We start from the raw sequence: 23570 nt of genomic DNA, 5'->3' as shown, positions 1-23570 counted from the left end.
GAACCATGTCCCACCCATCCGAAACCGCCGACTTCACGCCTCTCACCCGGCCGCAGATGGCCGCGCGTGTCGCCGCCGACATCCCCGAAGGCTGGTACGTCAATCTCGGCATCGGCGTGCCGACCCTGGTCGCCGATCACGTCCCCGCCGATCGGGAAGTCATCTTCCATTCGGAGAACGGCCTGCTCGGCATGGGCAAGGCGCCGCCCAAGGAGGCGGTCGACCCCTGGCTGATCAATGCCGGCAAGCAGCATGTCACGCTCAATCCCGGCGGCAGCTATTTCCACCATGCCGACAGTTTCGCCATGATCCGCGGCGGTCATCTCGATCTATGCGTGCTCGGCGCGTTCGAGGTCGCGGAGAATGGCGACATCGCCAACTGGGCGACCTCGGTCAACGACAGCGCCCCGGCCGTCGGCGGCGCCATGGACCTGTCGGCCGGCGCCAAGCGGCTCTGGGTCGTCATGGAGCACACGACCAAGGACGGCCAGCCCCGGCTGGTCAAGCGCTGCTCCTACCCGTTGACCGCCCTTGGGGTCGTGACCCGGGTCTATACCAATCTCGCGGTCCTGGACGTGACGCCAGAAGGGTTCATTGTGCGGGAAATGGTGCCTGGCCTCACATTCGATGCGCTCCAGGCGCGGACCGACGCCAAGCTGCAACGCGCGTAAGGGGAGAAAACGAACCATGGCTGACGCCTTCATCTGCGATTTCACGCGCACACCGATCGGCCGCTATGCCGGCGCCCTCAAGGACGTGCGCGCCGACGATCTGGCGGCCCACGTGCTGCGTGTGCTCGTCGAGCGCAACCCGTCGGTCGACTGGGCCGCGGTCGACGATTGCTACATGGGCTGCGCCAACCAGGCGGGCGAGGACAATCGCGACGTGGCGCGCATGGCGCTTTTGCTGGCCGGCCTGCCGGTCGGCGTGCCCGGCGGCACGATCAACCGCCTGTGCGGCTCCGGCCTCGACGCGGTCGGCACCGCGGCGCGCATGATCATGGCGGGCGACGCGGAGCTGGTGCTGGCCGGCGGCGTCGAAAGCATGACGCGCGCGCCGTTCGTCATGGGCAAGGCCGATAGCGCCTTCTCGCGCGACGCGCAGATCTATGACACGACCATCGGCTGGCGCTTCGTCAATCCGCTGATGAAGGCGCAGTACGGCGTCGATTCCATGCCCGAGACCGGCGAGAATGTTGCCGAGCAGTTCAATGTCTCGCGCGAGGATCAGGACGCGTTCGCCTACCGCAGCCAGCAGCGCGCCAAGGCGGCGCAGGAAGCCGGCTATTTCGCGCGCGAGATCTCGCCGATCACGATCAAGGGCCGCAAGGGCGACACGATCGTCGGGCTGGACGAGCATCCGCGCGGCGACACGACGTTGGACGGGCTGGCGAAGCTCAAGACGCCGTTCCGCAATCCCGGCACGGTGACGGCCGGCAATGCGTCGGGCGTCAATGACGGTGCCGCGGCGCTCATCATCGCGAGCGAGGCGGCGGCGCGCAAACATGGGCTGACGCCGCGCGCCCGCATCGTCTCCATGGCGACGGCCGGCGTCGCGCCGCGCATCATGGGCTTCGGCCCGGCGCCGGCGACGAAGAAGCTGCTGACCCGGAACGGCCTCGAGCTCCGCGACATCGACCTGATCGAGCTCAACGAAGCCTTCGCGAGCCAGGCGCTGGCCGTAACCCGCGACCTCGGCCTCGACGATGCGGCCGAGCACGTGAATCCCCATGGCGGCGCGATCGCTCTCGGCCACCCGCTCGGCATGTCGGGCGCACGCCTTGCCCTGACCGCGGTCAACGGGCTCGAGACGCGCGGCGGCAAGCGTGCGGTCGCGACCATGTGCATCGGCGTCGGCCAGGGCATCGCGGCCCTGATCGAGCGCGTCTAACAAGCTCGGCCCCGCCGGCGCGCGCAGGCGGGGCCTATGGCCGGTCAGGACCAGATGCGTCAGGACCAGATGCGTCGGCACCGGATGCGTCTGTACCGGATGTCAGGCGATCGCCAGAAATTCCTGCGGTCGGGATAGACCTCGGCCGCCGCGCGCGAGCAGCAGCACCTTGCGCACTTCCGGAAACGCGAGATGTGCCGGCCGCGCACTTTGCCGCACGGCATGTTGGCCCGGTTTGTCCCACGTCTCGATGATGTAGGGCATTGCTATCCTTTTCGCTGACAAGGCGGCACGCGCCGCCCGTCCGTTCGAAACAAGCAAGCAAAGCTGGAGGATGCCAAGCAGATGACAATTGCCGTAGAGGAACCCCGTCGGCGCGGTCTCGTGTCGCTGTCGGTTTACCTGTTCGAGCAGCTGATGCCCGATCCGTTTGTGATCGCGATCGCGCTGACCGTCTTCGTCGCTCTCCTCGCCGCCCTCCTCGCCCCGCACGGCACGCCCGAGATCATCCTGTCCTCCTGGTATGCCGGGATCTTCAACATCCTGGGCTTCGCCTTCCAGATGATCCTCATCCTGGTCACGGGTCACGTGCTGGCGCACGCCCCGCCGGTGCAGCGGGGCCTCAAGGCGATCGTCGCGCTGGCCAAGACTCCGGCCCAGGCGGTGGTGCTGACCTTCCTGTTGGCAGCACTCGCATCCTGGCTCAACTGGGGCTTTGGCCTGGTCATCGGTGCGCTGCTGGCTCGCGAAGTGGCGAAGCGGATGCGGCTCGATTTCGCCTGGCTCGTAGCCGCGGCCTATTCCGGCTGGGTGATCTGGGCCAGCGGCATCTCGGGCTCGATCGCGCTCGCCCAGGCGACCCACGGCAATGCGCTCAACATTGTCGAGAAGCTGACCGGCAACCTGATCGGGTTCGACCAGACGATCTTCGCGCCGGTCAACGTGATCCCGACCCTGCTGATCGTGATCGCTGTGCCGATCGCCTTCCTCGCCATCCGCCCCGCCGAGGCGGACCTTATCGCCTTCACGCCGACGGACGAGGCGCCGGCGGCGTCCGGCACCGGCAAGCGCGACGGCTCGATTGCTCAGCGGCTGGAACAATCGATGATTGGCAGCCTGCTGATCGCCGCCGCCGGTGCCGCCTACCTCGTCATGACCTGGTCGAAGACCGGCGTGTCGCTCGACATCAACGCCATGATCTTCCTGTTCCTGATCTTCGGCCTGGCACTGCACGGCACGCCGGTCGCCTATGTGGCCGCCATGCGCAATGCCGCCAAGCAGACCGGGTCGATGATGCTGCAGTACCCGATCTATGGCGGCATCATGGGCATCATGACCTCGACCGGCCTGGCCGAGGTCATCTCGAAATATTTCGTTGCCTTCTCGACCACCCACAGCCTGCCGTTCTGGAGCTACATCGCATCGCTGTTCATCACCTTCCTGGTGCCGAGCGGCGGCGGCCACTGGGCGGTGCAGGGGCCGTTCGTCATCCCGGCAGCCGTGTCCTTGCACGCGTCCATCCCGGCGACCACCCTGGCCGTCGCCATGGGTGAGGACGTCGCCAATATGCTGCAGCCGTTCTGGGCCCTGCCGGTCGTCGCCATGGCCGGCATCGGCATCCAGCGCGTGCTCGGCTACACCACGGTCACGTTCCTGGTCGCGGGCGTCATCAACGGTGCCGCCCTGCTCCTGCTGGCATGACCTGGTTCCTGCGAGCGAGTGCCGGAGGCGGTGCTTTCGGCTCGCCCGTGACGCGGATCGCGACTGTTCGAGGGGACGAAGATGAAGGAACGCGTACTGATCACCGGCGGCGCCTCCGGCATCGGCCACGCCACGGCCGAGCGCTGCCGGGCCGAGGGCTACGAGGCCATCGTCATCGACCGCGACGGCGACGGCATCATCGCCGATCTCTCGGATCCGGTGGCCACCGCCGCGGCCCTCGAGGAGGCGCTCGCCGGCGGGCCGATCACCCGGCTCGTCAACAATGTCGGCGTGGTGCGACCCGGCCCGGTCGAGGAGCAGAGCTTCGCCGACCTGGAGGCTGTGGTCTCGCTCAACCTGCGCTGCAGCCTGCAATGCGTGCAGGCGCTGCTGCCGGGCATGAAGGCGGCGCGGTTCGGCCGCATCGTCAATATCTCGTCCCGGGCAGCCTTGGGCAAGGAGCTGCGCACGGTCTATGCCGCGACCAAGGCGGGCCTTATCGGCATGGCCAAGGTCTGGGCCCTGGAGCTGGGCGAATACGGCATCACCGCCAATGCCATCGGCCCGGGCCCGATCCGGACCGAGCTGTTCGACCGGGCCAATCCGCCGGACAGCCCGCGCACCCAGGCGATCATCGATGCGGTGCCGGTCCGGCGCGTCGGCACGCCCGAGGACATCGCCCACGCCGCGGCCTTCCTGCTCGACGCCCGCAGCGGCTTCGTCACCGGCCAGGTGCTCTATGTCTGCGGCGGCATGACCGTCGGCGCGGCGGGTGCCTGACAGGATCGGCACGGCACCGCCCTATCGCGATCATCGGCGGCGGCTGACCCGGATCCGTCAGGCGCCCTCGACGAGGATCAGCCGACCACGCGTCGCGGACTGACGCAGCGCCGCGAGCGGGGAATATTCCGCGGAGCGATACCACGCCGCTGCGGCGTCATAAGAGGCAAATTCCAGAACCACAACGCGCCCAGGGGCGCTGCCTTCAAGGGCCTCCGCCTTGCCGCCGCGGACGAGAAAGCGGCCGCCGTATCTTTCGACGGTAGGAAGCACCTGGGCTCGATATTCGTCATAGGTCTTCTGGTCGATGATCTCGATCTCGGCGATCACATACCCCTTCATGTCTCGCTCCCACGTCGTGCGTTCGGCTTTGCGCCGTACCGGTGCAGTTGAGCCTCAAACCGAACGATTGAACAACAGCGCATGTAGCCCTTGGCCTTTGCCTTATCAGCGATATATTTTCCGGAACATATCGAAGCCCGGAGGTTGCATGCGTCGCCCGTTCCGTTTCGGCCTGCTCGTGGTGGCGTTGCTCGCCGCCTTTACCGCTCGTCCTGCCGCCGCAGCCGATCTCCTGGTGTTCGCGGCGGCCAGCCTCAAGAACGCGCTCGATGACGCGATCGCCGACTATGGCAAGCGCACCGGCGTCAAGATCGACGTCTCCTATGCCGCAAGCGGGCCGCTCGCGCGCCAGATCGAGGCCGGCGCGCCGGCCGACCTGTTCATCTCGGCCGACCTGCAATGGATGGACGAGATCGCCCAGCACGACCTCATCCGCCCGGAGAGCCGGGTCGACCTGCTCGGCAACCGGCTGGTGCTGGTTGCGGCCAAGGATGACAAGCGAGCGATCACGATCGGCCCCGACACCGATCTCGCAGCACTGATCGGGTCCGGCCGGCTCGCGATCGGCGACCCGCAATCGGTGCCGGCCGGCAAATATGCCGAAAGCGCGCTCGAGAAGCTCGGGCTCTGGGCCAAGGTCGAACCGAAGCTCGCCCGGGCCGAAAGCGTACGTGCGGCCCTGGCGCTGGTGAGCCGCGGCGAGGCGCCGCTCGGCATCGTCTATGCGACCGATGCCGCGGCCGACCCGGGCGTGCGCGTCGCGGCCGAGTTCCCGGCCACCTCATACCCGCCGGTGATCTATCCGGCCGCCCTCGTCAAGGCGAGCCACAGCCCGCAGGCGCAGCCGTTCCTGGAATATCTGGAAGGTGCCGCGGCCGCGCCGTTCTTCACCCGCCAGGGCTTCACCCGGCTGGTGCCGCCAGCCTGAGGCGCTGGGCCGACCGACGAGACTTGCCTCCGGGCCTATCCACCCGTTCTAATTGACGGCACGCGGGCTCTCGATGGAGGCGGCATGTCGTCCTTCCTGGCGTTTCTTGGCATTTCGGTCCTGGTCATCGTGGCGCCGGGACCGGACACGGCCATCACCATTCGCAACACGCTCATGGGCGGCCGCACGGGCGGTATCCTGACCGCGGCCGGCATTGCCGCGGGCCAGACGATCTGGGCGCTTGCCACCAGCGCCGGCATCGTGGCCCTGCTGCTCGCATCGGAGCCGATCTTCCTCGCCGTCAAATACGCCGGCGCCGTCTATCTCGTCTATCTGGGCGCGCTGGCGCTCCGCACGGCAATCCGGCCGGCGTCAGCAGCGGCACCGTCGGCCGGCCCGTCGCGACGGGCGACGCGGCTTGGGCCGGCCTCGGCATTTCGCCAGGGGATCGTGAGCGACCTCGGCAATCCCAAGATGACAGTGTTCTTCGCGAGCCTGCTGCCGCAATTCGTGCCGGCTGGTGCCGCCACCTTCACCGGCCTGCTCAGCCTCGGCCTGATTTTCGCGGCGATGACCTTCGTCTGGCTCGCCTTCTATGCCGTGGCGATCGCCCGGATCGGCGACCTCCTGCGCCGGCCGGGCGTGCGCCGCGCCGTCGAGGGCGTCACGGGTGCCGTGCTGATCGGGCTCGGCATCCGCATCGCCGCAGAACGGCACTGACCAGCGAGCGCGTGCCCGAAGACAATCTTCGATTGAGAAAAGCAGCCGCCATCGCCATAGATGATCGCGGGTCGGTCTGCCCGCCGAAGCCGCCCCGCTTCCGCATTCTTTCATCGAGGCCGCTCTTGTCCCACCGCCCCGTGCGCGCTTGTCGCCTCCTGTCAGGGCTCGCCCTCGTCCTGTCCTTGATGCTCGCCGGTCCGGTCTTGGCCCAGCAACCGTCAGACGGCGCGCCCGATCATCAGGCCGAGATCGACGCGGCCTGGCAGGCGGCCGAGAAGGTGGCGATCCGCGGACCCGGCACCGTCAAGCTGCTGGATCAGGCCAAATTGCAGGTGCCGGCGTCCGAAGTGTTCATCCCGGCGGCCGAGGCCGGCAGCATCATGCATGCCTACGGCAACAGCGTGGGGGATACGTTCGTCGGCCTCGTCACCGGCACCGGGGACGACGATCAATGGATGGTCGTCGTCGACTTCATCAAGGAAGGCTACATCAAGGATGACGACGCCAAGACCTGGAATGCCGATGACCTGCTGAGCAACATTCGCGAGGGCACGGAGGCAACCAACAAGCAGCGCGCGGCCGACGGCTATCCCGAATTGGACGTGCTCGGCTGGATCGAGCCGCCGACCTACGACGCCGCCAACCGGCGCCTGGTCTGGTCGGCGTCCGGGCGTATCCGGAACGCCCCCGCCGATGAGCCGCAGGTCGTCAACTACAACACCTATGCGCTCGGTCGCGACGGCTATTTCAGCCTGAATCTTCTTACCAACTCCGGCAGAATAGAGGCAGAGAAGCCGATCGCCCGCGGGCTGCTGGCCGCCCTCGGCTATGTGCCCGGCAAACGCTACGAGGATTTCGACGGCTCGACCGATAAGGTTGCCGCCTATGGTCTCGCCGCCCTGGTCGGCGCGGTCGCGGTCAAGAAGCTGGGCCTCTTGGCCGTGATTGGCGTGTTCGTGCTCAAGGTCTGGAAGCTTGCCGCGGTCGTGCTCCTTGGCATCAGTGCCGCGATCCGGCGCTTCTTCCGGCGCCGGCCGTCGGCGGACGAGTAAGCGGCATGATCAAGCTCCTGTTCCTGTTGCTGAGCTTCCTCAAGCTCGGCAAGGTCGCGGCGACCGCCGGCACCATGCTGCTGTCGCTCGCCGTCTATGGGTCGCTGTTCGGCTGGCGCTATGCCGCGGGCTTCATCGGCCTGCTGTTCGCCCACGAGATGGGCCACTATCTGGCGGCACGCCAGCGCGGCCTGGCGGTCGGCGCGCCCACCTTCATCCCGTTCGTCGGTGCCTGGATCCAGCTGAGAGCGCAGCCGATGAACGTCGAGACCGAGGCCTATGTCGCGGCCGCCGGCCCGTTCATCGGCACGCTGGCTGCGACCGGCGTCTATTTCTGGGCACGCGAAAGCGACAGCCCCCTCCTGCTCGCGGTCGCCTATTCGGGCTTCTTTCTCAATTTCTTCAACCTGCTGCCGCTGTCGCCGCTCGACGGCGGGCGGATGACGGCGATCCTAAGCCCGCGCGTCTGGCTCTTGGGCGCGCCGATGATGGTGGCGCTCGCCCTCTATCGGCCGAGCCCGCTCCTGATCATGATCGCGATCCTGTCGATCCCATCGGTGATGAAGGCTTGGCGCTACGACCCGAACGCGCCGGAAAACCAAGCCTATTACGGCACGCCGATCGGCCTCAAGGTCGAGTACGGCCTGTTCTATCTCGGCCTCGCCGCCTTCCTCGGCATCATGACGCACAGCGTCCACGACATGCTGACGACGCTGCATCAGGGCCGTTACTGACGGCCAGCCCAGGCGCTCAGCTCTCGAGATCGGCAAAGCGGCGCGGCAGGTGGAAGCCGGGACCGAGCGGGTCAATCGCCTCGACGATGAAGCGCTGCTCCCCGGCGTAATAGGCCCGGCCCGAGACCCGCACCGTCACGGCCGCCGCGAGACCTGCGCCCGTCGCCTCGGCCAGCTCGCCCTGGAAGCCCTGGCCGGAGATGCCGCGGAACTCGCGCGCGCGGCCGGGTGCGATGCGCCCGCGGGCGAAATCGAGCGCCATCCGCGCGGTGACGCCGCTGCCGGTCGGCGAGCGGTCGATCTGGCCCTCGGCGAAGATGCAAAGATTGTAGCTGGGCTCATTCGCGTCCGGCGCCACATCGTCGGTCAGGATCGTGCCGTAGAGGAAGCCCAGGTCCGGCTCGTCCGGATGGGCGATCGGGACCGTCGCCCGGATCGCCTCGGTGATGCGCACGCCGGCCGCGACCAGGGTCTCGACCGGTGTGGCCATGAACGGCAGCCCCAGACGCTCCGACGGCAGGATCGCGTAGAACGCACCGCCGAACGCGATGTCGAGCACGACCCGGCCATGGCCCGGCACTTCGACCGCGAGGTCGAGATGGCTCACGAACGACCGCACGCTCTCGAACGTCACCAGCGGCGCGTCGCCTTCCGAGGGCTCGACCGCAACGCGGACGACGCCGCACGGCGTCTCGAGCCCGAACCGGGCCCGGCCGCCGTCGGACGCGACGTGGCCGGCATCGACCGCCCAGCGGCCGATCGCGATGGTCGCGTGACCGCACATGGTGCTGTAGCCCTCGTTATGGGTGAACAGCACCGCGAGATCGGCGTCGGGGCTGCAGGGCGCCGTCGGGATCACGCCATACATGCCGGCATGGCCGCGCGGCTCCAGCATCAGCGCGGTGCGGATATGGTCGAACCGCGCCCGCGCCTCGCGCCGCTTGTCGAGGATCGTCTCGCCGACAAGCATTGGATAGCCGCCGGTGATGATGCGCACCGGCTCGCCGGCCGTATGCAGGTCGACCGTCTCGTAGATCTGCCGGGTCATGGGGTGCAAGGCCTCTCGTGTTCGTCTTGTGCTTACCCTCTCCCGCTCGCGCGGGCGAGGGACTGCTACGACGCATTCCGCCGGCTGGTGAAGTTCAGCAGGCTGGTGACGCCGTTGCGTGCGCGGGCGCCCTGGGCGACGAGGGCCGCGACCGCGTCCGAATGGGCGACCGTGCCATGGCGCACGAAGGCCTCGTGGTTCGCCTCGATCCGCTCCAGGTCATAGAGGTAATTGACCATGACGCCGTAGCTTTCCTTGAGGCCGCGCGGCGCCATGTTGGCGAGCCAGTTGACCCGCTCGAGCCGCGCACCGTTGCCGAGGTGGAAGCGGGCGACCGGGTCGGCCGGCCCCTTGCCCTCGTTGGCCGCGGTCAGATATTCGGCGCAGAGCCTGAGCAGCGGCGCCTTGAGTGCCGCCGCGGTCGCCGTGTCCTCGTGCCAGCCCGGTGCGTCCAGCAGGCGGCGGAACGCGCCTTTCGCCCCCTTGATATCGGCCAGGGCCGCGATCGGCACGCGCTCCTCCGCAGTGAGCATGTGCTTCGCCCCGGCATCGAAGCGCGCTTCGAGCCAGCGGCGGAAGCCCGGCACCGGTGACAGTGTCGCGAACCGGGTGAGACTCGGCGTCTCCGCCTTCAGCTCCTCGACCACCTGCTTGATCAGGAAGTTGCCGAACGAGATGCCGCGCAGCCCCTTCTGGCAGTTCGAGATGGAATAGAAGATCGCCGTGTCGGGCGCCTTCGGCACCTGGATGTTGCCCTGTTCCAGGAGCGGCTGGATCGCCTGGGAAAGGCCGTTGACCAGCGCCACCTCGACAAAGATCAGCGGCTCTTCAGCCAGCGCCGGATGGAAGAAGGCAAAGCAGCGGCGGTCGGGCGCCAACCTGCGGCGCAGGTCGGACCAGCCCTTGATCTCGTGCACCGCCTCGTAGCGGATCAGCTTTTCCAGGATCGCGGCCGGCGTCTCGTGCCAGTCGATGCGGCGCAGCTCGAGAAAGCCGCGGTTGAACCAGGAGCCGAGGAGATGATGCAGGTCGTTGTCGAGCGGCGCCAGGTCCGGATGCTCGCGCAGCAGCGGCAGCAGGTTCTCGCGCATGCGCACGAGCGTGCCCGTGCCGCCCGGCGCCATGTTGATCCGGCGCAGCAGCTCCTGGCGCGGCGGCTCGGCCGCATCGCCGAGCGCCATGGCCGTTGCCGGCGAAGGGGTCTTGAGATAGGCCTCGGCCGCGCGCCTGAGCGGCTCCGGGTCCGGCGCGAAATCGGTCGCGACGAGCTTATAGAAGGCGAGCCGGTCGGCCTCGCCCATGGGCCCAAGCGCCTCCAGCAGGGCGCGCGCGAGGGCAGCGCCCGACGCCTCGCCCCGTTCCGACAGCAGGCTGCGGCTCAGCTGGATCGTCTGTTCGAGCGGCGGCACGCCGGTCGGGATCTTGACCCAGGCACGGCCGCGATCAGCGATCGAGGATAGCAGGCGGTCGAACCAGGTGGCGCTCATCAGGACACTCCGTCGGTCGGCGGACGCGCGGACAGTATGTTCCGCACGGGCGCATGACAGGCGCAAGCGTCATTGCGTGGACAGGATGGTCGCAGCCGTGCGCCGGGCGACGCTCGCCCACCGGCGACGCATCGGCCGGAGCGCCAGCACGGCGAGGAAGGCCGCGAGCACGTTGCAGCCGGCGGCAACCGTGAACACGCCGGTCCAGTCGCCGCTCCATTGCTTGAGCACGCTCGCAAGTGGCACCAGAAGCGCCGCCGTCCCCTTGGCGGTGTAGAGCAGCCCGTAGTTCGCCGTGGCGAAACGGCGGCCGAACACGTCGCCGCTCAAAGCCGGGAACAGGCTGTAGATCTCGCCCCAGGCGAAGAACACGAGCCCGGACAACAGCACGAAGCGCACGGGATCATCGCCCCAATAGCGCAGCGCCAGAATGCCGATGCCTTCGAGCAGGAAGGCGACGAACATGGTCGTCTCGCGCCCGATCCGGTCGGAGACCCAGCCGAAGAACGGCCGGGTGATGCCGTTCATGATGCGGTCGAGCGAGAGCGCGAAGGTAAGCGCCGGCAAAGTGAGGCCCAGGAACGCCACCGGCGCCTCGGCCACGCCGAAATCCCGGGCGATGACGGACAATTGCGCGGTTGCCATCAGGCCGCCGGCACAGACCAGCACGAACATCAGATACATGAGCCAGAAGATCGGCGTCGCCAGCACTTCGCGCGGCGTCTTGTCCGTGACCGGCTTGCCGTGGCGATGCGGCCCATGGCGGTGCGGCCCATGTCGGTACGGTCGGGCGCCGATCGGCAGGCCGACCGCGGCCGCATCGATCGGTGCCGAACGCAGGAACAGGGCGACGACCAGCACGACGAGCCCCTGGCCGACGCCCCACCAGAAGAAGGCGGACCGGTAGCCGTGGTCCGCGATCCAGGCCGCGATCGGCACGATCGTCGCCGCCGAGCCGGCGCCGAACCCGGCCGCGGTCAGGCCGGCGGCGAGGCCGCGCCGGTCCGGAAACCATTTGAGCGCATTGCCGACCGCAGCACCGTAGATCATGCCGGCACCGGTGCCGCCGATAATGGCCGCGACATAGAGCATCACGAGACCGTCGGCCGCTGCATTGAGCATCCAGCCCGCCGCGACGAACAGACCGCCCGCCGCCACCGTCGGGCGCGGCCCGACGCGATCGACCAGATAGCCCTGGAACGGCAGCAGCCAGGTCTCGCCCAGCACGAAGAGCGTGAAGGCCACTTGAATGCGCGCAACACCCCAATGGTTGGCCTGTTCGATCGGCACGACGAACAGGGTCCAGCCATATTGCAGGTTGGCGATCATCATCATGCCGACGATGCCGAGCGCCAATTGCCCCCAGCGCCCGGGTCCACGCGGCAGCCGCTCAGCTATAGCGGCGACATTTTCTTGTCGTTGCATCGCACGCCCGCATAAGGTCCCAGGACCCCATCATCAGCCGGCCGCTGCGGGAATTCAATCCATCCGTGCGCAATATAAAACTTGCGATTGCAAGGAAGCCCGCAGGTGAGGCCGACGGGCAGGCCCCGGATGCGGACCTAGTCGATGCGGACCTAGTCGATGCGGACCTAGTCGATGCGGGCCTAGTCGATGCGGCCGAGGAAGCGGTCGGAGCGGAAGATCTCGCGCCAGTCGGCAAGATCCCAGGCCGCGACCGCGGGGTCGCGCGAATAGAGCACCCGGTCGGCCCGGCCGACCAGATTCTCCTCCGGCACGAAGCCGACGCCGCCGGCCTCCGCCGGCACGCGGCTGTCGAGCGACATGTCGCGATTGTCGCCCATCATGAAGTAATGCCGCGCCGGCACGGTGAACTCGACCGTGTCGTCGAGCGGCGAGCCCCCATCGCGCTTCAGGATCGGATGCTCGCGCCCGCCCGGCAGGGTCTCGACATAGCGGGTGAAGTGATAGTGCTTGCCGTCGAGCATGGCCTCGTAGCTGCCGACGGCGCGGCGCGTCAGCGCCACGCCGTTGATCAGGAGCCGGCCCGCCTTCATCTGGATCCGGTCGCCCGGCAGGCCCACCAGGCGCTTCACGTAAGTCTGCTCCGGATCGCGCGGCAGGCGGAACAGGATGACGTCACCCCGCTCGGGCGCGTGGCCCGCGATGCGGCCGTCGAAATCCGGCATGAGCCCGATCGGCGAGGAATATTTGCCGATGCCGTAGGGATATTTCGCCGCCACGAGCTCGTCGCCGACCAGCAGCGTCGGCACCATGGAGCCCGAGGGCACGACAAACGGCTCGGCCGCGACCGTGCGGATCGTCAGCACGCAAAGCAACGTCACGACCAGCGTCGCGATCGTGCTTCGCCATTCGCCCTTGCGCTTGGATGTGACGGTCTTGCCGGTGCTGCGGTCGCCCATGGGAGCCTCGCCCCTCTTCGGATACTCCGGCGAGCATAAGGGGAGCGAAACTCACCCTGTCAAGACTATGAGGCAGCACGTCGCGGAGGGGCATTGGCAAGGCCGGGCCCAGACCCTACTTGTGTCGCGATGCCGCCCCATGCCGCCGGAGAGGAGCCCGACCGCCTGTCATGACCACGCCCCGCCGCTATTTCGCCTATGGCTCGAACATCGTCGCCCGCCAGATGACCCATCGCTGCCCAGCGGCGCGCGCGGTCGGCCATGCCCGGCTCGACGGCTGGCGCTTCCGCATCATGACGCGCGGCTTCGCGACGATCGTGCCCGATCCGGCCGCCCATGTCCTGGGCGTGGTCTGGGCGTTGACACCCGACTGCGAGACGGCGCTCGACCGCTACGAGGGGGTGGCGCGCAGCCTTTACCTCAAGCACGAGATTCCGGTCGAAGGATTCGACACGCTCGTCTATGTCGCGAGCGACGAGGCGCCGGGCGCGCCCAAGCCCGGCTATCTCGAAGCGATCATCGCGGCTGCGGTCGAACGGGCATTCGCGCCCGACTATGTCGCGGCCGAGCTGCTGCCCTGGCTCGCCCGCTGACTCATTTGCCCCGTTGACTTATCGGCCTGGCAACGGGCGTAGCGGCCCGACGGCCCAGTGGGCGAGCGTCCATTTCACCGCCCAGACGGTGCCGTTGCCGTCGTTGGCCGAGCCGACGATGTCGCCTCGATCATTGATGGCGGTCGCCCAGCTGCTGTTGCCGCCCGGCAGCTGGCCCAAATCCACGACCTGGCCGTTCTGGAACAGGAGCGCATGGCCGAAGCTGCCGTCGCCGGTATCGCCGGAGCCGACCGCCTGGCCGAAATTATTGATCGCGGCCGCGACGCTGTACGTGCCGCCCGGATAGACGCCGAGGTCGACCACCTGGCCGCCCGCGAACATCACGGCATGGGTGGAACCGCGCAGCCTGGTGGAAAAGCCCACCGCCTGGCCTTGGTCGTTGACGCCGCGCGCCTCGCTGATGCTGTCGCCCGGCAGCGTCCCGAGCGCCGTCACCGGCCCGGGCAAGAACCGCACAGCCCGCTCGTTTTCGTTGCTGTCGAACGACGAGCCGACCACCAGGCCATAGTCGTTGATGCCGTAGGCGATGCTGGAGATGTCGCCTGGCAAGGTGCCGAGATCGGTCACCGAATGGGTGGCGAAGGTGAAGAGCGTCGCGTGGGTCTCGAACGACAGCGCGTTCACCTGGGAATAGCCGGCTGCGACGTCCAGCTGGTTGATGGCATAGGCCTCGCTGTTGCCGCCGCCCGGCAGTGCGCCCAGGTCCTGCGCCGTGTCATGGGCGAACAGCACGGCGTGGGTGAGCGTCGGCCCCGGATAGACGCCGAGCAGCTTGATCGCCCAGCCGACCGACCGGCCGAGGTCGTTGATGGCATAGTCGTAGCTGCCGGTGGCGCCGACCAGCACGCCCGCGCCGCTGACCTGTCCGTTGGAATAGATGGCGGCGCTCAGCCCGATATCGCGCAGCAAGCTGTTCGGATCGACGCCACCGACGGCGACACCGTGATTGTTGATGCCCTCGGCATAGTTCAGCAATGAGCTGGGCAGACTGAGCTTTTGCATCACATAAGGCGACGGGTCGCCGCCCAAGGCTGCCCCGCCGCCGGCGACGGCAAGCAGGGTCGCAAGGACGGCGGCAGACCGGATCGAGCGCTGCATCATGGCCTTCTCCCGATAGAGTCGAGCGCATGTGAGAGTTGGGCGTACGTGTCCGGCGCGGGCGACGTCGTCGCCCGGAGCAGATCCGCCGGGGCGGGCCGGGACCGATCGGCACACGGGGAAGCGCCCGGTTCATGGTCAAGATGCGTTGGGACGCACCCAGTCTAAGCGCAATTGTGAGCAGCGCAAATGGATACCGCGCACCTTTTGCGTGCGACCGTTGACATCTGACGAAATGCGGTCTTTAAAAACAAAACGGTACCGTTGCGTTTCGTTTATCGCGCGCCTATATTCGTGAGCGGCCCCCTCTGCGGGCGCCCCTCGAAAGGCTCGGGCCATGCGCATCACGACCGTTTCGCTCAGCATCCTCGCGGCCGCGGCGCTGGCCGCAGCGCCCATCTCCCCGGCTTCTGCCCATGAGCATTTCCATCACGGCGGCGGCGTCGTGTTCGGCCTCGCCGCGGCTGCGGCCGCCATCGTCGGCACGGCGGCAGTGATCGCGACAGCGCCGTTCCGCGCGATAGCCCCCGAGCCGGTCTATGCGGCACCCCCTGCACCCGCCTACTACGCACCGCCGCCGGTCTATTACGCGCCGCCACCACAGCCCTATTACGCCCCGCAGCCCTACTATTACGCGCCGCCGCCCGGCTATTACGCGCCGCCCGGCTATTATCCGCGGTGACGGCAGCAGAGGATCGGCAGAGGGCGCGCGGCGGGCGACCGTCGCGGGCGGCAGCGGAACGGCTCGGCGAAAAGATCCTGGAGATCGCGACCGACTTCTTCCTGCGCGACGGCTACGGCAGCACCAGCATCGAAGCGATCGCCCAGGCCGCCGGCATGTCCAAGCGGACCTTCTATCATCGCTACGACGGCAAGCCGGCCTTGTTCGCCGCCGTCGTCGCCCGGATCGTCGACGAGATCCGCCCGCCGCCCGACGTCCCGCTGCTGGTCGGGACCACGAGTGCCGCGATCCTGGAACGGCTGGGCGGCCTCATGCTGCAGGCGGCGCTGGCGCCGCGCGCGCTGGCGCTCAACCGCCTGATCGTCGCGGAATCGGCCCGTTTCCCGGAACTGGTGGCGGCCGTCAGCACCCAGCACGGCCGGGCCGAAGCAGTAGCGCTCATCGCTCAGGTGCTGCGCACGCGGAAGGACGGCCCCGCCCTATCCCCCGATACGGCCGAGTTCGCCGCCGGGCAATTCATCCAGATGATCGTCTCGTGGCCGCAGCGCCTGGCGCTCGGCCTCGGCACGCCCATGACGCCCGCCGAACAGGCGCACTGGGTCCGGCGCACCACGCGCCTGTTCCTTGGCGGCTGCGACGGCTGGCCCGAGCCGACCGCAGACGAGCCCGCTACCAGCGGAACGACGTCTCCATGATGAGCGCCGTCGAGTTGAAGCTTTTGGCGTAGACGTTGTTGTTGGCCGCAACGCCGCCGTTGCCCGGCGTGAAGCTGGCGCCGTTCGGGATATAGTGGCCGTTCGGGTCGTAGAGCGTCTGCTGGATCAAGCCGGCGACATTGACGCCCGGCCCGACCGTATAGGTGGCGCCGACCTGGATCACGTCGTTGATCGCGGCGCGCTTCACGTCCGGATCGCCGGTGATGCCTTCGAACTCGCCACGGGCCCATTCTGCACCGAGGCGGATCGCGCCGATCGTGTAGGACAGGTTGAGGTCGAACTCCTTGTTGACCTCCTCGTTCGTGCGGTTGGTGAACGCGGTCGGCAGGCCTGCGGCGTTGAACGTCGTCGCCTGGCCGATGCCGCCGGTCAGGCCGTTCGGGATCGCGACCGACTGCTCGTAGTCGAAGCCCAGTTCATAGGGTCCGTAGTTGACCTGGATGCCGCTGTTGTAGACGCGCGGATTGGCGTTGTTGGTCGAGGTCAGCGCGCAGTCGACGTTGCCATTGGCAAGAATGGCCGCGTCGTTGCCGAGCGCCACCTTGTTGGCGCAGGCGCCCTTGCGGCTCGCCTCCGTATAGCCGGCCGTCCAGGCCAGCTTCACCGGGCCGACCGTGCCGGTCCAGCCCGTCGCCAGCGACCAGTAGTTATAGGCGGTGGCGTTGTTGAGATAGCTCGGCGTCAGGCCGTTCGTCTGGTTGTCGGTCGGGCCGTTGTTGTCACCGATGTTGCCCGGACCGTTGGTATGACCACCCGCCTTGTCCGGTGTGTAGCTGGCATCGAAATGGAAGCCGTAGATGACCGGGCTGTAGTAGGCCACCTTGGTGCCACGGCTGTCGAGGTTGAGCGTGGTCAGATTGATCACGGGCGAGCCCGAGAAATAGATGTCGCCCGAGTTGGCGCCGATCGCCTGGTCGCCGGTAACGCCGGCATTGATGCCGACCGCATCGTCACGGCGCACGTCGCTGAAGTCGCCGAGACGCCATTCGCCGAAACTGTTGGCGTTCTTCAGATAGATGTACGAGTCCTTGATCGTCGTGTTGTTCGAGCTCTGGAAGCCGTTCGACGTGTTGACCGTGCCATTGGGCGCGCTGAACGCATTGAGACGCGTGAAGACGCCGGCGGTGATGCCGTTCGCGAACGTGGTCGAGCCCATGAAGCGGATCAGGAAATAATCCTGGAACCCGGTCGGCTGGCGCTTGTAGGCGGCCTGGCCCGGGTTGTCGTCCTGCGAGATCATCGCGGCGGCGCCGGTGTAGTACTGGCCACCGAGCCGCATCTGGATCGGCTGATCCGTCGTCGTGGTCTGCGCATAGGCGCCGTGCGCGAGAAGGCTCGCTGCAACGAAGGCGGATGTCTGGAGAAGCTGTTTCCTCATCGCAGGCCTCGCTCTCTGGCGCTCTCGATCCCCGGGCGGGAACTGGATTGTCATGGCCGGAAAAGTACGTCGCCAACGTTACAGATGTGCCAATCACGATGCTAGTGTAGGGACTTGCAGCAGCGGGTCAAGAAACGCCCAGCGCGAATCATCCGGATCATCGGAGCCCGACGATGGATGAAGCCCTCACGCCCGAAGCCCGCTACGCGGCGCTCGCCGCCCAGTTCGTCGCGCGCGGCACCGCGAGCCTGTCCGAGAAGAAAGGCTTCGGTTCGACGGCACTGCTCACCGACGGCCGCATCTTCGCCATGCTGACGCGCGGGCGGCTCGTCGTGAAGCTGCCGCGCCCCCGCGTCGCCGAACTGGTCGAGGCCGGCTGGGGCGTGCCGTTCGACGCCAACAAGGGCCGGCCGATGAAGGAGTGGCTGACCGTCGATCCGGCCCGCGAGGCGGACTGGACGGCGCTCGCCGAGGAAGCGCAGCGCTTCGTCGCGGCGAGCCGGCCCGAAAAATAATTAGGCCCGAAAAATAATTAGGCCGGAAAATAATTCGACAAAATTATTCGACCGCCTGTCGATTCCGGCCGAGGCTGCGCGTCTCTGCCTCGACGGGATGCGATCCCCGCGTGCCCGCATGCGAAAGAGGAGCGGTTCGATGCTGTATGCGCTGCTGATCTACGAGGACGAGACGGTCTACGGCCCGAACAAGGAGGGCCCGGCCATGGACGCGATCAGGCCCCGCCACATCGCCCTGGTGCGGGAGCTGGGCGCCAAGCGCATCGGCGGCTCGGGCCTGAAGAGCGTCAAGCTCGCCACCACCATCCGCACCGACAATGGCCGGCAGACGGTGCACGACGGCCCGTTCGCCGAAACCAAGGAGCAGCTGGGCGGCTTCTACCTGATCGACGTCGCCGACCTGGACGAAGCGCTCGCGATCGCCCGGCGCGTGCCGCTCACGGCCCACGGCGCCATCGAGGTCCGTCCGGTGATCCCGCCGCCGCCGGGCGGCTACGAGGCGCAGTGACAGTCGCGTCTCGATGACCGGCGCGGCGCTCGACGCCGCGGCGCGGGCGTCGGGGGCGCGCATCATCGCCGCCCTCGCCGCCCGCTATCGCGACCTCGACCTGGCCGAGGACGGCTTCGCCGAGGCTTGCGCCCGCGCAGCCGAGCGCTGGCCCGGTGACGGTATCCCGCGCGCCCCGGCCGCCTGGCTCTATCGGACTGCCGACCGGGCCGTGCTCGACGCGCTCCGCCGCCGGAGCCGGCGCGAACGGCCCGCGCCGGTCGCGCCCGAACCCGTCGATCCCGGGCCGACTGCGGAGGAGCTGATGCTCGACGATGCCCTCCTGATCCCGGACGAGCGGCTCAGGCTGATCTTCGTCTGCTGCCATCCGGCGGTCGCGGCCGACGCCCGTGCGGCCTTGACGCTGCGCCTCGTCTGCGGCCTTACGGTCGCCGAGATCGCCCGCGCCTTCCTTCTCGCCGAGCCGACACTCACCCAGCGGCTCGTCCGCGCCAAGCGCAAGATCGCCGAGGCTGGCGTTCCGTTCGAGGTGCCGGGACCAGCGGCCTGGCCCGAACGGCTCGAAGCGGTGCTGCAGACGCTCGAGATCGCCTACGCCAAGGCCCATGAAGATGCAGCCGGCGCCGGCCCGCACGCCGGCTATGGTCGCGAGATGCTCGATCTCACCCGTGTGCTGGCCGAGCTGCTGCCGGACGAGCCGGAGGTGCTGGCGCTGGCGGCGCTCGTCCGCTACGCCGAGGCGCGCCGGCCGGCACGGCTCGACGCGACGGGTGCCATGGTGCCCTTGTCGGAGCAGGATCCGACGCTGTGGAATCGTGCGCTGATCGACGCGGCGGACGCCTATCTCAACCAGGCGGCGGCGCGCCCGACCCATGGACGGCGCCGCTGGCAGGCGGCGCTGCACGCGACCTGGTGCCGGCGCCGCAACCTCGACGAGCCGGCGCCCTGGCCCGAGATCCTGGCGCTCTACGACGACGCCCTGCGCCTCGGCGACGATCCGGTCGTCCGGCTTAACCGTGCGGTGGCGCTCGCCGAGGTCGCCGGCCCGGCCGCCGCCTTGGCCGAGGTCGAAGGGCTCGACGCCGAGCGCTTCCGGAGCTTCGCGCCCTATCATGCCGTGCGCGCGGACCTGCTGCGCCGGACCGGCCGGCTCGACGAGGCGCGCTCGGCCTACGGCGCCGTGCTGGCGCTCGACCCCGCGCCGGCCGAGCGGCTCTGGCTCGAACGGCGGCTCGCGAGCCTCGGCACCGTCTGAAGCCCCGGCAGAAGCCCCAGCAGAAGCCCCGGCAGCGGTTGGCATTCCGGCGCCCGCTCTATACCTTCAAGGCCCCATAGCGTTCGGAGGGCCCGTCATGTTCGAAGCGTCCTGCCATTGCGGCGCCGTCCATATCGACGTCTCGCGCGCGCCGGCGCATCTCACCGAATGCAACTGCTCCACATGCCGCAAGTTCGGCACACGCTGGGCCTATTACACGAAGGACGAGATCACGATCCGCGCGGCGCCCGGCGCCACCGTCGCCTATGTGCATGGCGACAGGACGCTCGAGACGCATCACTGCCGGGTGTGCGGCTGCATCACCCATTGGTGGGGCATCAGCACCGAGACAGCCGACCGCTGCGCGGTCAACGCACGCCTGATGCCGCCCAAGGATATCGAAGGCATCCGCATCCGGCACTTCGACGGTGCCGATAGCTGGACCTATCTCGACTGACTAGTCGTCCCCGGCTAGTCGTCCCCGGCTAGTCGTCGCCAGCGGCAGGCGCGCGCTCGGGCGCGAAGCCGCGCGGGCGATGGCCGCTGAGCTCGGCACCGGCGTCGGGGGCGAGCCGCATGAAGAGGGCGACCGCGGCAAGCGAGATAAGCCCGATAATGACGAAGGCGAAATGGAAGTCGCCCGTGCCGAGCGGCCCATGCGGCGCGTCGCGGAGCATGAGATGCAGGTGCAGCAGGATGGCGCCCAGTGCCACGCCGGTGCCGAGCGAGACCTGCTGCACCATGCTGGAGAGGCTGGTGGCCGCACTCATCTTCGGGCTCGACACGTCGGCAAAAGCGAGCGTGTTCAGGCTGGTGAACTCAAGCGAGCGGAAGAAGCCGCCGGCCAAGAGCAGCACGAAAATGGTGACGGCCGGCGTCGCCGGCGTGAACAGCGCGCAGATCATCATGAAGAAGGCGCTGATGGCACCATTCACCACCAGCACGGCGCGGAAGCCGAAGCGCTTCAGGATGGGCCGGCCCGACATCTTCATGGTGAGCGAGCCCGCCGCGGCCGCGAAAGTGAGGAGGCCGGAGCTGAACGCATCCATGCCGAAGCCCACCTGCAGCATGAGCGGCACCAGGAACGGGATGGCGCCGACGCCGATGCGGAACAGCGAGCCGCCGATAACCGTGGCACCGAAGGTCGGCACGCGCAGCAGAGCCAGGTCAACGAGCGGCTGCGGATGCTTCAGGGCATGGCGCACCGCCGGCAGGCCGATCGCAAGCCCGGCGCCGAGGAAGCCCAGGGTCTGGGCCGCGCCGGCCTCGGGCCGGCCGACCAGTTCCAGCCCGTACATGAGGCACGAGAGCGACAGGCCGGTCAGCACAAAGCCCCACCAGTCGAGCGGCGCCGTCGCCGGTTCGCGATGGTTCTCGATGAAGCGCTGGACCAGCACGATGCCGAGCAGGCCGACCGGCACGTTCAGGAAGAAGATCCAGTGCCAGGACGCGAAAGTCGTGATGAAGCCGCCCAAGGGCGGGCCCACGACCGGGCCGATCATGGCTGGCACCATCAGGTAGGACATGGCGCGTACCAGCTCGGACTTCTCGCAGGAGCGCAGCAGGACCAGCCGGCCGACCGGCACCATCATGGCGCCACCGATGCCCTGCAGCACGCGGGCGCCGACGAATTCAGGCACGTTCTGGCTGATGCCGCACAGGATCGAGCCCAAGGTGAACACGCCGATCGCCGCGCTGAAGATGGTGCGGGCGCCGAACCGGTCGGCGATCCAGCCGCTGATCGGGATGAAGACGGCGAGGCTCAGCATATAGGCGGTGATGCCGAGCGACAGCCGGATCGGGTTGGTCCCGAAGGACTTCGCCATCTCCGGCAGAGCGGTCGTAATAACCGTACCGTCCAGGTTTTCCATGAACATCGCGCAGGCGATGATCAGCGCCACCAGAATGGGCTTCGACACGCGCAGGGACATGCTTCGCCATCAGCTAAGATTGCGAAGTAAAGGTGCGCTCGCCTGGGCCTACCAACAATTACCGTTGGCACATGGCTGAAACGCGCCGCCGCCGAGGCGATGTCCGCCGCCCGTTAGGGATTGGTTCATCGCCTGTGAAGGTGCCCCGGCTCAAGGCTCGTCGCGCCGCCGGCCATGCGCCCGATCGACGATCGTGGCCCAACGGGCTGCCGATTGCGGGATCGCGTAGAGCGCTGCAAGCCAGCCCTGCCGGCGCCAGTCGAGGAACCGGGCGTCGTCGAGCGCCTCGATCTTCGCGACGTCGATCACCTGGAACCCGTCGAGCCGGGCCGTGCCGCCGTCCTTGAAGTCGAGCCGCGCCGCGTTCGCCTGCAGCACCTCGGCTACGCCGAGCGCCTGCCCGAACGCCGTCGCCCGGGCGAGCTCGTCGCGATAGGCGACCGCGAAGCGCATCGCCTCGGCCGCAAGCTCGGTCGGCTCGCCATAGGCGAAGAGTGCCTCGCCCGTCTCGCCCAGCATCGGCGTCGTGGTCTCGATACCGAGATAGACCTCTCCTGCCGGATTCTGCCCGGTGCTGGGCGGCTCGATCAGGATGAACGGGAACGACCGGACATAGGCCGGAACGTAGGCGCCGGCAAGCCAGGCGCCGTCCTTGTCGACGAACAGATTCTCGCCGTTGCGATATCCCAGAACCGCGACCGGCACCGGGTTCGGCCCCGCCGTCAGCACGACCGGATAATGCTGTGCCGCGAGCGGCACTTCGCCAAGGCCGAGCGGTAGGGCGTTGACGCCGGCCGCAAAGCCGTAGCCGCGGCTGCGGTCGAGCTTGAGCGCGCCGTGCCGGGCGGCGTTGAGGGCCACGACCTGCCTGAAGAACGGCGGCAGCGCCGGAGCGTCACCACCCATACCGCCTTCGCCAGCCTCTGCACCCGCTGCAACCATGACGCGCCCTTCCAATTCGAGAACTTGCCCCCTGCAGCATTAGCGCCGGACAACCGCAGATGCCAGCGTTCGACAGCTTTGTTCTCGACTTGTTAAGGATTCGGTGCTTCTATGCTGCGTGGTGCAAAGGCACTGGCCGAACGGCTCCGGCTCGTCGACTCCGGAATGGTTGAACCCAGTCGATGTTGTTGAAGGGCGCCCCGACGGCGCCGTCCTCTCGGGGAAACACCTAGGGGTTAGTGCGATGTCCTCGATTCCGTCCTCCTTCGGCGTCTCCTCGACCTCCGGCATCCTCGGGAGCTGGCTCGGATCGACCACCGGTTCGGCGAGCGTCGCGAACCTGCTCGGCGGCTCGAGCTCGGGCAGCGCCATTAGCGCGCTCTTGACCCAATCGAGCTCCACGACACCGTCGACCACTCTCGCACTCTCCGAAGGCCGGTTGACCAACAGCCAGCAGCGCGTGCTGCAGGCGGTCGGCGACAATAGCGGCCCGCTCACGATTCCCTGGAACGCGACCGGCACGGAGCCGACTACGGTCGCGAACATCCGCAATGCCGGCTGGCTGAAGCTCGACAAGAAGATCGTGTCCGGCGGCAAGGTGACCGGCGCCACCTACGAGCTGACCGCAGTCGGCAAGGCGATCTACGCGCGCACGGGCGGCGGCAATGTCAACGGCAGCAGCACCGCGCTGACCAGCGCCGACACGAACGGCACGACGAGCACGAGCGGCGCCACGACCGCGTCCTCGGCTACGGCGGCGCTGCAGAACAGCGTCTCGGCACTGACGAGCGTGCTGGGCTCGGTCGGCATCAGCGTCTGATCCCAGGGATCGGCCAGAATCAAGAAAAAGCCGCGGCGCCGC

Annotated in this window: 26 protein-coding genes; 16 read left to right on the top strand and 10 right to left on the bottom strand. The window is 68.0% G+C overall.

What is annotated here, in order from left to right; translation table 11 throughout:
* Positions 1-5: 5 nt before the first annotated feature.
* The gene (locus IEY58_RS00660) at positions 6-671 is read left to right on the top strand and encodes a 3-oxoacid CoA-transferase subunit B (RefSeq protein WP_189041372.1); all 666 of its coding nucleotides are present in this window, start codon (positions 6-8) and stop codon (positions 669-671) included.
* Positions 672-687: 16 nt separating this feature from the next.
* Positions 688-1890, top strand: coding sequence for a 3-oxoadipyl-CoA thiolase (gene pcaF / locus IEY58_RS00655; protein ID WP_189041370.1), 1203 nt, complete (start codon positions 688-690; stop codon positions 1888-1890).
* Between the two features lie 102 nt (positions 1891-1992).
* Here pcaF and IEY58_RS00650 read toward each other — a convergent pair whose 3' ends face one another.
* Positions 1993-2154, bottom strand: a complete 162-nt coding sequence (locus IEY58_RS00650; protein ID WP_189041368.1) for a YciI family protein — start codon at positions 2152-2154, stop codon at positions 1993-1995.
* 81 nt (positions 2155-2235) lie between these two features.
* Here IEY58_RS00650 and IEY58_RS00645 point away from each other — a divergent pair, with 81 nt between their 5' ends.
* Positions 2236-3591, top strand: a complete 1356-nt coding sequence (locus tag IEY58_RS00645) for a short-chain fatty acid transporter (RefSeq protein ID WP_189041366.1) — start codon at positions 2236-2238, stop codon at positions 3589-3591.
* An 81-nt stretch (positions 3592-3672) separates the two neighbouring features.
* Positions 3673-4371 carry an SDR family oxidoreductase gene (locus IEY58_RS00640; protein WP_189041364.1) on the top strand — a complete coding sequence of 233 codons (699 nt, stop codon included), beginning with the start codon at positions 3673-3675 and terminating at the stop codon, positions 4369-4371.
* Positions 4372-4428: 57 nt separating this feature from the next.
* Here IEY58_RS00640 and IEY58_RS00635 read toward each other — a convergent pair whose 3' ends face one another.
* Positions 4429-4713 carry a DUF1330 domain-containing protein gene (locus IEY58_RS00635; protein ID WP_189041362.1) on the bottom strand — a complete coding sequence of 95 codons (285 nt, stop codon included), beginning with the start codon at positions 4711-4713 and terminating at the stop codon, positions 4429-4431.
* A gap of 148 nt (positions 4714-4861) precedes the next feature.
* Here IEY58_RS00635 and modA point away from each other — a divergent pair, with 148 nt between their 5' ends.
* The 4 genes from modA to IEY58_RS00615 all read left to right on the top strand — a co-directional run bounded on the left by modA (position 4862) and on the right by IEY58_RS00615 (position 8150).
* Positions 4862-5641: a molybdate ABC transporter substrate-binding protein gene (modA, locus tag IEY58_RS00630; protein ID WP_189041359.1), complete on the top strand. Its 780-nt coding sequence runs from the start codon at positions 4862-4864 to the stop codon at positions 5639-5641.
* 84 nt (positions 5642-5725) lie between these two features.
* Positions 5726-6361 (top strand): LysE family translocator, encoded by a 636-nt coding sequence (locus IEY58_RS00625; protein WP_189041357.1) that lies wholly within the window; start codon positions 5726-5728, stop codon positions 6359-6361.
* Positions 6362-6486: 125 nt separating this feature from the next.
* On the top strand, positions 6487-7416 hold the full coding sequence (locus IEY58_RS00620; protein ID WP_229743390.1) for a DUF2167 domain-containing protein: 930 nt from the start codon (positions 6487-6489) through the stop codon (positions 7414-7416).
* A 5-nt stretch (positions 7417-7421) separates the two neighbouring features.
* Entirely contained in the window at positions 7422-8150 is a 729-nt protein-coding gene (locus IEY58_RS00615) for a site-2 protease family protein (protein WP_189041356.1), read from the top strand.
* A gap of 16 nt (positions 8151-8166) precedes the next feature.
* On the opposite strand, the gene IEY58_RS00610 is transcribed toward IEY58_RS00615, so the two are convergent.
* The 4 genes from IEY58_RS00610 to lepB form a co-directional block, all read right to left on the bottom strand.
* Positions 8167-9198: a proline racemase family protein gene (locus IEY58_RS00610; RefSeq protein ID WP_189041354.1), complete on the bottom strand. Its 1032-nt coding sequence runs from the start codon at positions 9196-9198 to the stop codon at positions 8167-8169.
* A 65-nt stretch (positions 9199-9263) separates the two neighbouring features.
* Positions 9264-10685, bottom strand: a complete 1422-nt coding sequence (locus IEY58_RS00605; RefSeq protein WP_189041352.1) for a malonyl-CoA decarboxylase — start codon at positions 10683-10685, stop codon at positions 9264-9266.
* A 69-nt stretch (positions 10686-10754) separates the two neighbouring features.
* Positions 10755-12110, bottom strand: coding sequence for an oxalate/formate MFS antiporter (oxlT, locus tag IEY58_RS00600; protein WP_189041350.1), 1356 nt, complete (start codon positions 12108-12110; stop codon positions 10755-10757).
* A 182-nt stretch (positions 12111-12292) separates the two neighbouring features.
* Entirely contained in the window at positions 12293-13069 is a 777-nt protein-coding gene (gene lepB, locus IEY58_RS00595; protein WP_189041348.1) for a signal peptidase I, read from the bottom strand.
* Between the two features lie 170 nt (positions 13070-13239).
* Between lepB and IEY58_RS00590 the strand changes: the two genes are divergently transcribed.
* Positions 13240-13662, top strand: a complete 423-nt coding sequence (locus IEY58_RS00590; protein ID WP_189041346.1) for a gamma-glutamylcyclotransferase family protein — start codon at positions 13240-13242, stop codon at positions 13660-13662.
* 18 nt (positions 13663-13680) lie between these two features.
* Here IEY58_RS00590 and IEY58_RS00585 read toward each other — a convergent pair whose 3' ends face one another.
* Positions 13681-14784 carry a hypothetical protein gene (locus IEY58_RS00585; protein ID WP_189041344.1) on the bottom strand — a complete coding sequence of 368 codons (1104 nt, stop codon included), beginning with the start codon at positions 14782-14784 and terminating at the stop codon, positions 13681-13683.
* Between the two features lie 334 nt (positions 14785-15118).
* Here IEY58_RS00585 and IEY58_RS00580 point away from each other — a divergent pair, with 334 nt between their 5' ends.
* A complete protein-coding gene (locus tag IEY58_RS00580; protein WP_229743388.1) occupies positions 15119-15463 on the top strand; it encodes a hypothetical protein in 345 nt (114 codons plus the stop codon).
* A complete protein-coding gene (locus IEY58_RS00575) occupies positions 15460-16158 on the top strand; it encodes a TetR/AcrR family transcriptional regulator (RefSeq protein ID WP_189041342.1) in 699 nt (232 codons plus the stop codon). The genes IEY58_RS00580 and IEY58_RS00575 overlap by 4 nt, the downstream gene beginning before the upstream one ends.
* Here the strand turns inward: IEY58_RS00575 and IEY58_RS00570 are convergent.
* Entirely contained in the window at positions 16133-17557 is a 1425-nt protein-coding gene (locus tag IEY58_RS00570) for a porin (RefSeq protein ID WP_189041340.1), read from the bottom strand. The two genes, IEY58_RS00575 and IEY58_RS00570, sit on opposite strands and share 26 nt — an antisense overlap.
* A gap of 173 nt (positions 17558-17730) precedes the next feature.
* Between IEY58_RS00570 and IEY58_RS00565 the strand changes: the two genes are divergently transcribed.
* The 4 genes from IEY58_RS00565 (at position 17731) to IEY58_RS00550 (ending at position 20292) form a co-directional block, all read left to right on the top strand.
* Positions 17731-18072 (top strand): TfoX/Sxy family protein, encoded by a 342-nt coding sequence (locus IEY58_RS00565; protein WP_189041338.1) that lies wholly within the window; start codon positions 17731-17733, stop codon positions 18070-18072.
* A 139-nt stretch (positions 18073-18211) separates the two neighbouring features.
* On the top strand, positions 18212-18580 hold the full coding sequence (locus tag IEY58_RS00560; protein WP_189041336.1) for a YciI family protein: 369 nt from the start codon (positions 18212-18214) through the stop codon (positions 18578-18580).
* Between the two features lie 13 nt (positions 18581-18593).
* Positions 18594-19835 carry an RNA polymerase sigma factor gene (locus IEY58_RS00555; protein WP_189041334.1) on the top strand — a complete coding sequence of 414 codons (1242 nt, stop codon included), beginning with the start codon at positions 18594-18596 and terminating at the stop codon, positions 19833-19835.
* 97 nt (positions 19836-19932) lie between these two features.
* A complete protein-coding gene (locus IEY58_RS00550) occupies positions 19933-20292 on the top strand; it encodes a GFA family protein (protein ID WP_189041332.1) in 360 nt (119 codons plus the stop codon).
* Positions 20293-20320: 28 nt separating this feature from the next.
* Here the strand turns inward: IEY58_RS00550 and IEY58_RS00545 are convergent, their stop codons facing one another.
* Positions 20321-21766, bottom strand: a complete 1446-nt coding sequence (locus IEY58_RS00545; RefSeq protein ID WP_189041330.1) for an MFS transporter — start codon at positions 21764-21766, stop codon at positions 20321-20323.
* Between the two features lie 150 nt (positions 21767-21916).
* On the bottom strand, positions 21917-22672 hold the full coding sequence (locus IEY58_RS00540; RefSeq protein WP_189041328.1) for a SapC family protein: 756 nt from the start codon (positions 22670-22672) through the stop codon (positions 21917-21919).
* A 280-nt stretch (positions 22673-22952) separates the two neighbouring features.
* Between IEY58_RS00540 and IEY58_RS00535 the strand changes: the two genes are divergently transcribed.
* A complete protein-coding gene (locus tag IEY58_RS00535) occupies positions 22953-23528 on the top strand; it encodes a hypothetical protein (RefSeq protein ID WP_189041326.1) in 576 nt (191 codons plus the stop codon).
* The last annotated feature ends 42 nt before the right edge of the window (positions 23529-23570 follow it).

Origin of the sequence: Aliidongia dinghuensis (assembly GCF_014643535.1) — a bacterium.
In the GTDB taxonomy this organism is placed as follows: Bacteria; Pseudomonadota; Alphaproteobacteria; order ATCC43930; family CGMCC-115725; genus Aliidongia; species Aliidongia dinghuensis.
Note: the sequence above shows the minus strand (reverse complement) of the source record. Positions and strands in the feature narration are given on the sequence as shown.

Coding starts and splice junctions, on each gene's coding strand:
- IEY58_RS00660 (WP_189041372.1), top strand. CDS start 6: ATGTCCCACCCATCCGAAACCGCCGACTTCACGCCTCTCACCCGGCCG.
- pcaF (WP_189041370.1), top strand. CDS start 688: ATGGCTGACGCCTTCATCTGCGATTTCACGCGCACACCGATCGGCCGC.
- IEY58_RS00650 (WP_189041368.1), bottom strand. CDS start 2,154: ATGCCCTACATCATCGAGACGTGGGACAAACCGGGCCAACATGCCGTG.
- IEY58_RS00645 (WP_189041366.1), top strand. CDS start 2,236: ATGACAATTGCCGTAGAGGAACCCCGTCGGCGCGGTCTCGTGTCGCTG.
- IEY58_RS00640 (WP_189041364.1), top strand. CDS start 3,673: ATGAAGGAACGCGTACTGATCACCGGCGGCGCCTCCGGCATCGGCCAC.
- IEY58_RS00635 (WP_189041362.1), bottom strand. CDS start 4,713: ATGAAGGGGTATGTGATCGCCGAGATCGAGATCATCGACCAGAAGACC.
- modA (WP_189041359.1), top strand. CDS start 4,862: ATGCGTCGCCCGTTCCGTTTCGGCCTGCTCGTGGTGGCGTTGCTCGCC.
- IEY58_RS00625 (WP_189041357.1), top strand. CDS start 5,726: ATGTCGTCCTTCCTGGCGTTTCTTGGCATTTCGGTCCTGGTCATCGTG.
- IEY58_RS00615 (WP_189041356.1), top strand. CDS start 7,422: ATGATCAAGCTCCTGTTCCTGTTGCTGAGCTTCCTCAAGCTCGGCAAG.
- IEY58_RS00610 (WP_189041354.1), bottom strand. CDS start 9,198: ATGACCCGGCAGATCTACGAGACGGTCGACCTGCATACGGCCGGCGAG.
- IEY58_RS00605 (WP_189041352.1), bottom strand. CDS start 10,685: ATGAGCGCCACCTGGTTCGACCGCCTGCTATCCTCGATCGCTGATCGC.
- oxlT (WP_189041350.1), bottom strand. CDS start 12,110: ATGCAACGACAAGAAAATGTCGCCGCTATAGCTGAGCGGCTGCCGCGT.
- lepB (WP_189041348.1), bottom strand. CDS start 13,069: ATGGGCGACCGCAGCACCGGCAAGACCGTCACATCCAAGCGCAAGGGC.
- IEY58_RS00590 (WP_189041346.1), top strand. CDS start 13,240: ATGACCACGCCCCGCCGCTATTTCGCCTATGGCTCGAACATCGTCGCC.
- IEY58_RS00585 (WP_189041344.1), bottom strand. CDS start 14,784: ATGATGCAGCGCTCGATCCGGTCTGCCGCCGTCCTTGCGACCCTGCTT.
- IEY58_RS00580 (WP_229743388.1), top strand. CDS start 15,119: ATGCGCATCACGACCGTTTCGCTCAGCATCCTCGCGGCCGCGGCGCTG.
- IEY58_RS00570 (WP_189041340.1), bottom strand. CDS start 17,557: ATGAGGAAACAGCTTCTCCAGACATCCGCCTTCGTTGCAGCGAGCCTT.
- IEY58_RS00565 (WP_189041338.1), top strand. CDS start 17,731: ATGGATGAAGCCCTCACGCCCGAAGCCCGCTACGCGGCGCTCGCCGCC.
- IEY58_RS00560 (WP_189041336.1), top strand. CDS start 18,212: ATGCTGTATGCGCTGCTGATCTACGAGGACGAGACGGTCTACGGCCCG.
- IEY58_RS00555 (WP_189041334.1), top strand. CDS start 18,594: ATGACCGGCGCGGCGCTCGACGCCGCGGCGCGGGCGTCGGGGGCGCGC.
- IEY58_RS00550 (WP_189041332.1), top strand. CDS start 19,933: ATGTTCGAAGCGTCCTGCCATTGCGGCGCCGTCCATATCGACGTCTCG.
- IEY58_RS00545 (WP_189041330.1), bottom strand. CDS start 21,766: ATGTCCCTGCGCGTGTCGAAGCCCATTCTGGTGGCGCTGATCATCGCC.
- IEY58_RS00540 (WP_189041328.1), bottom strand. CDS start 22,672: ATGGGTGGTGACGCTCCGGCGCTGCCGCCGTTCTTCAGGCAGGTCGTG.
- IEY58_RS00535 (WP_189041326.1), top strand. CDS start 22,953: ATGTCCTCGATTCCGTCCTCCTTCGGCGTCTCCTCGACCTCCGGCATC.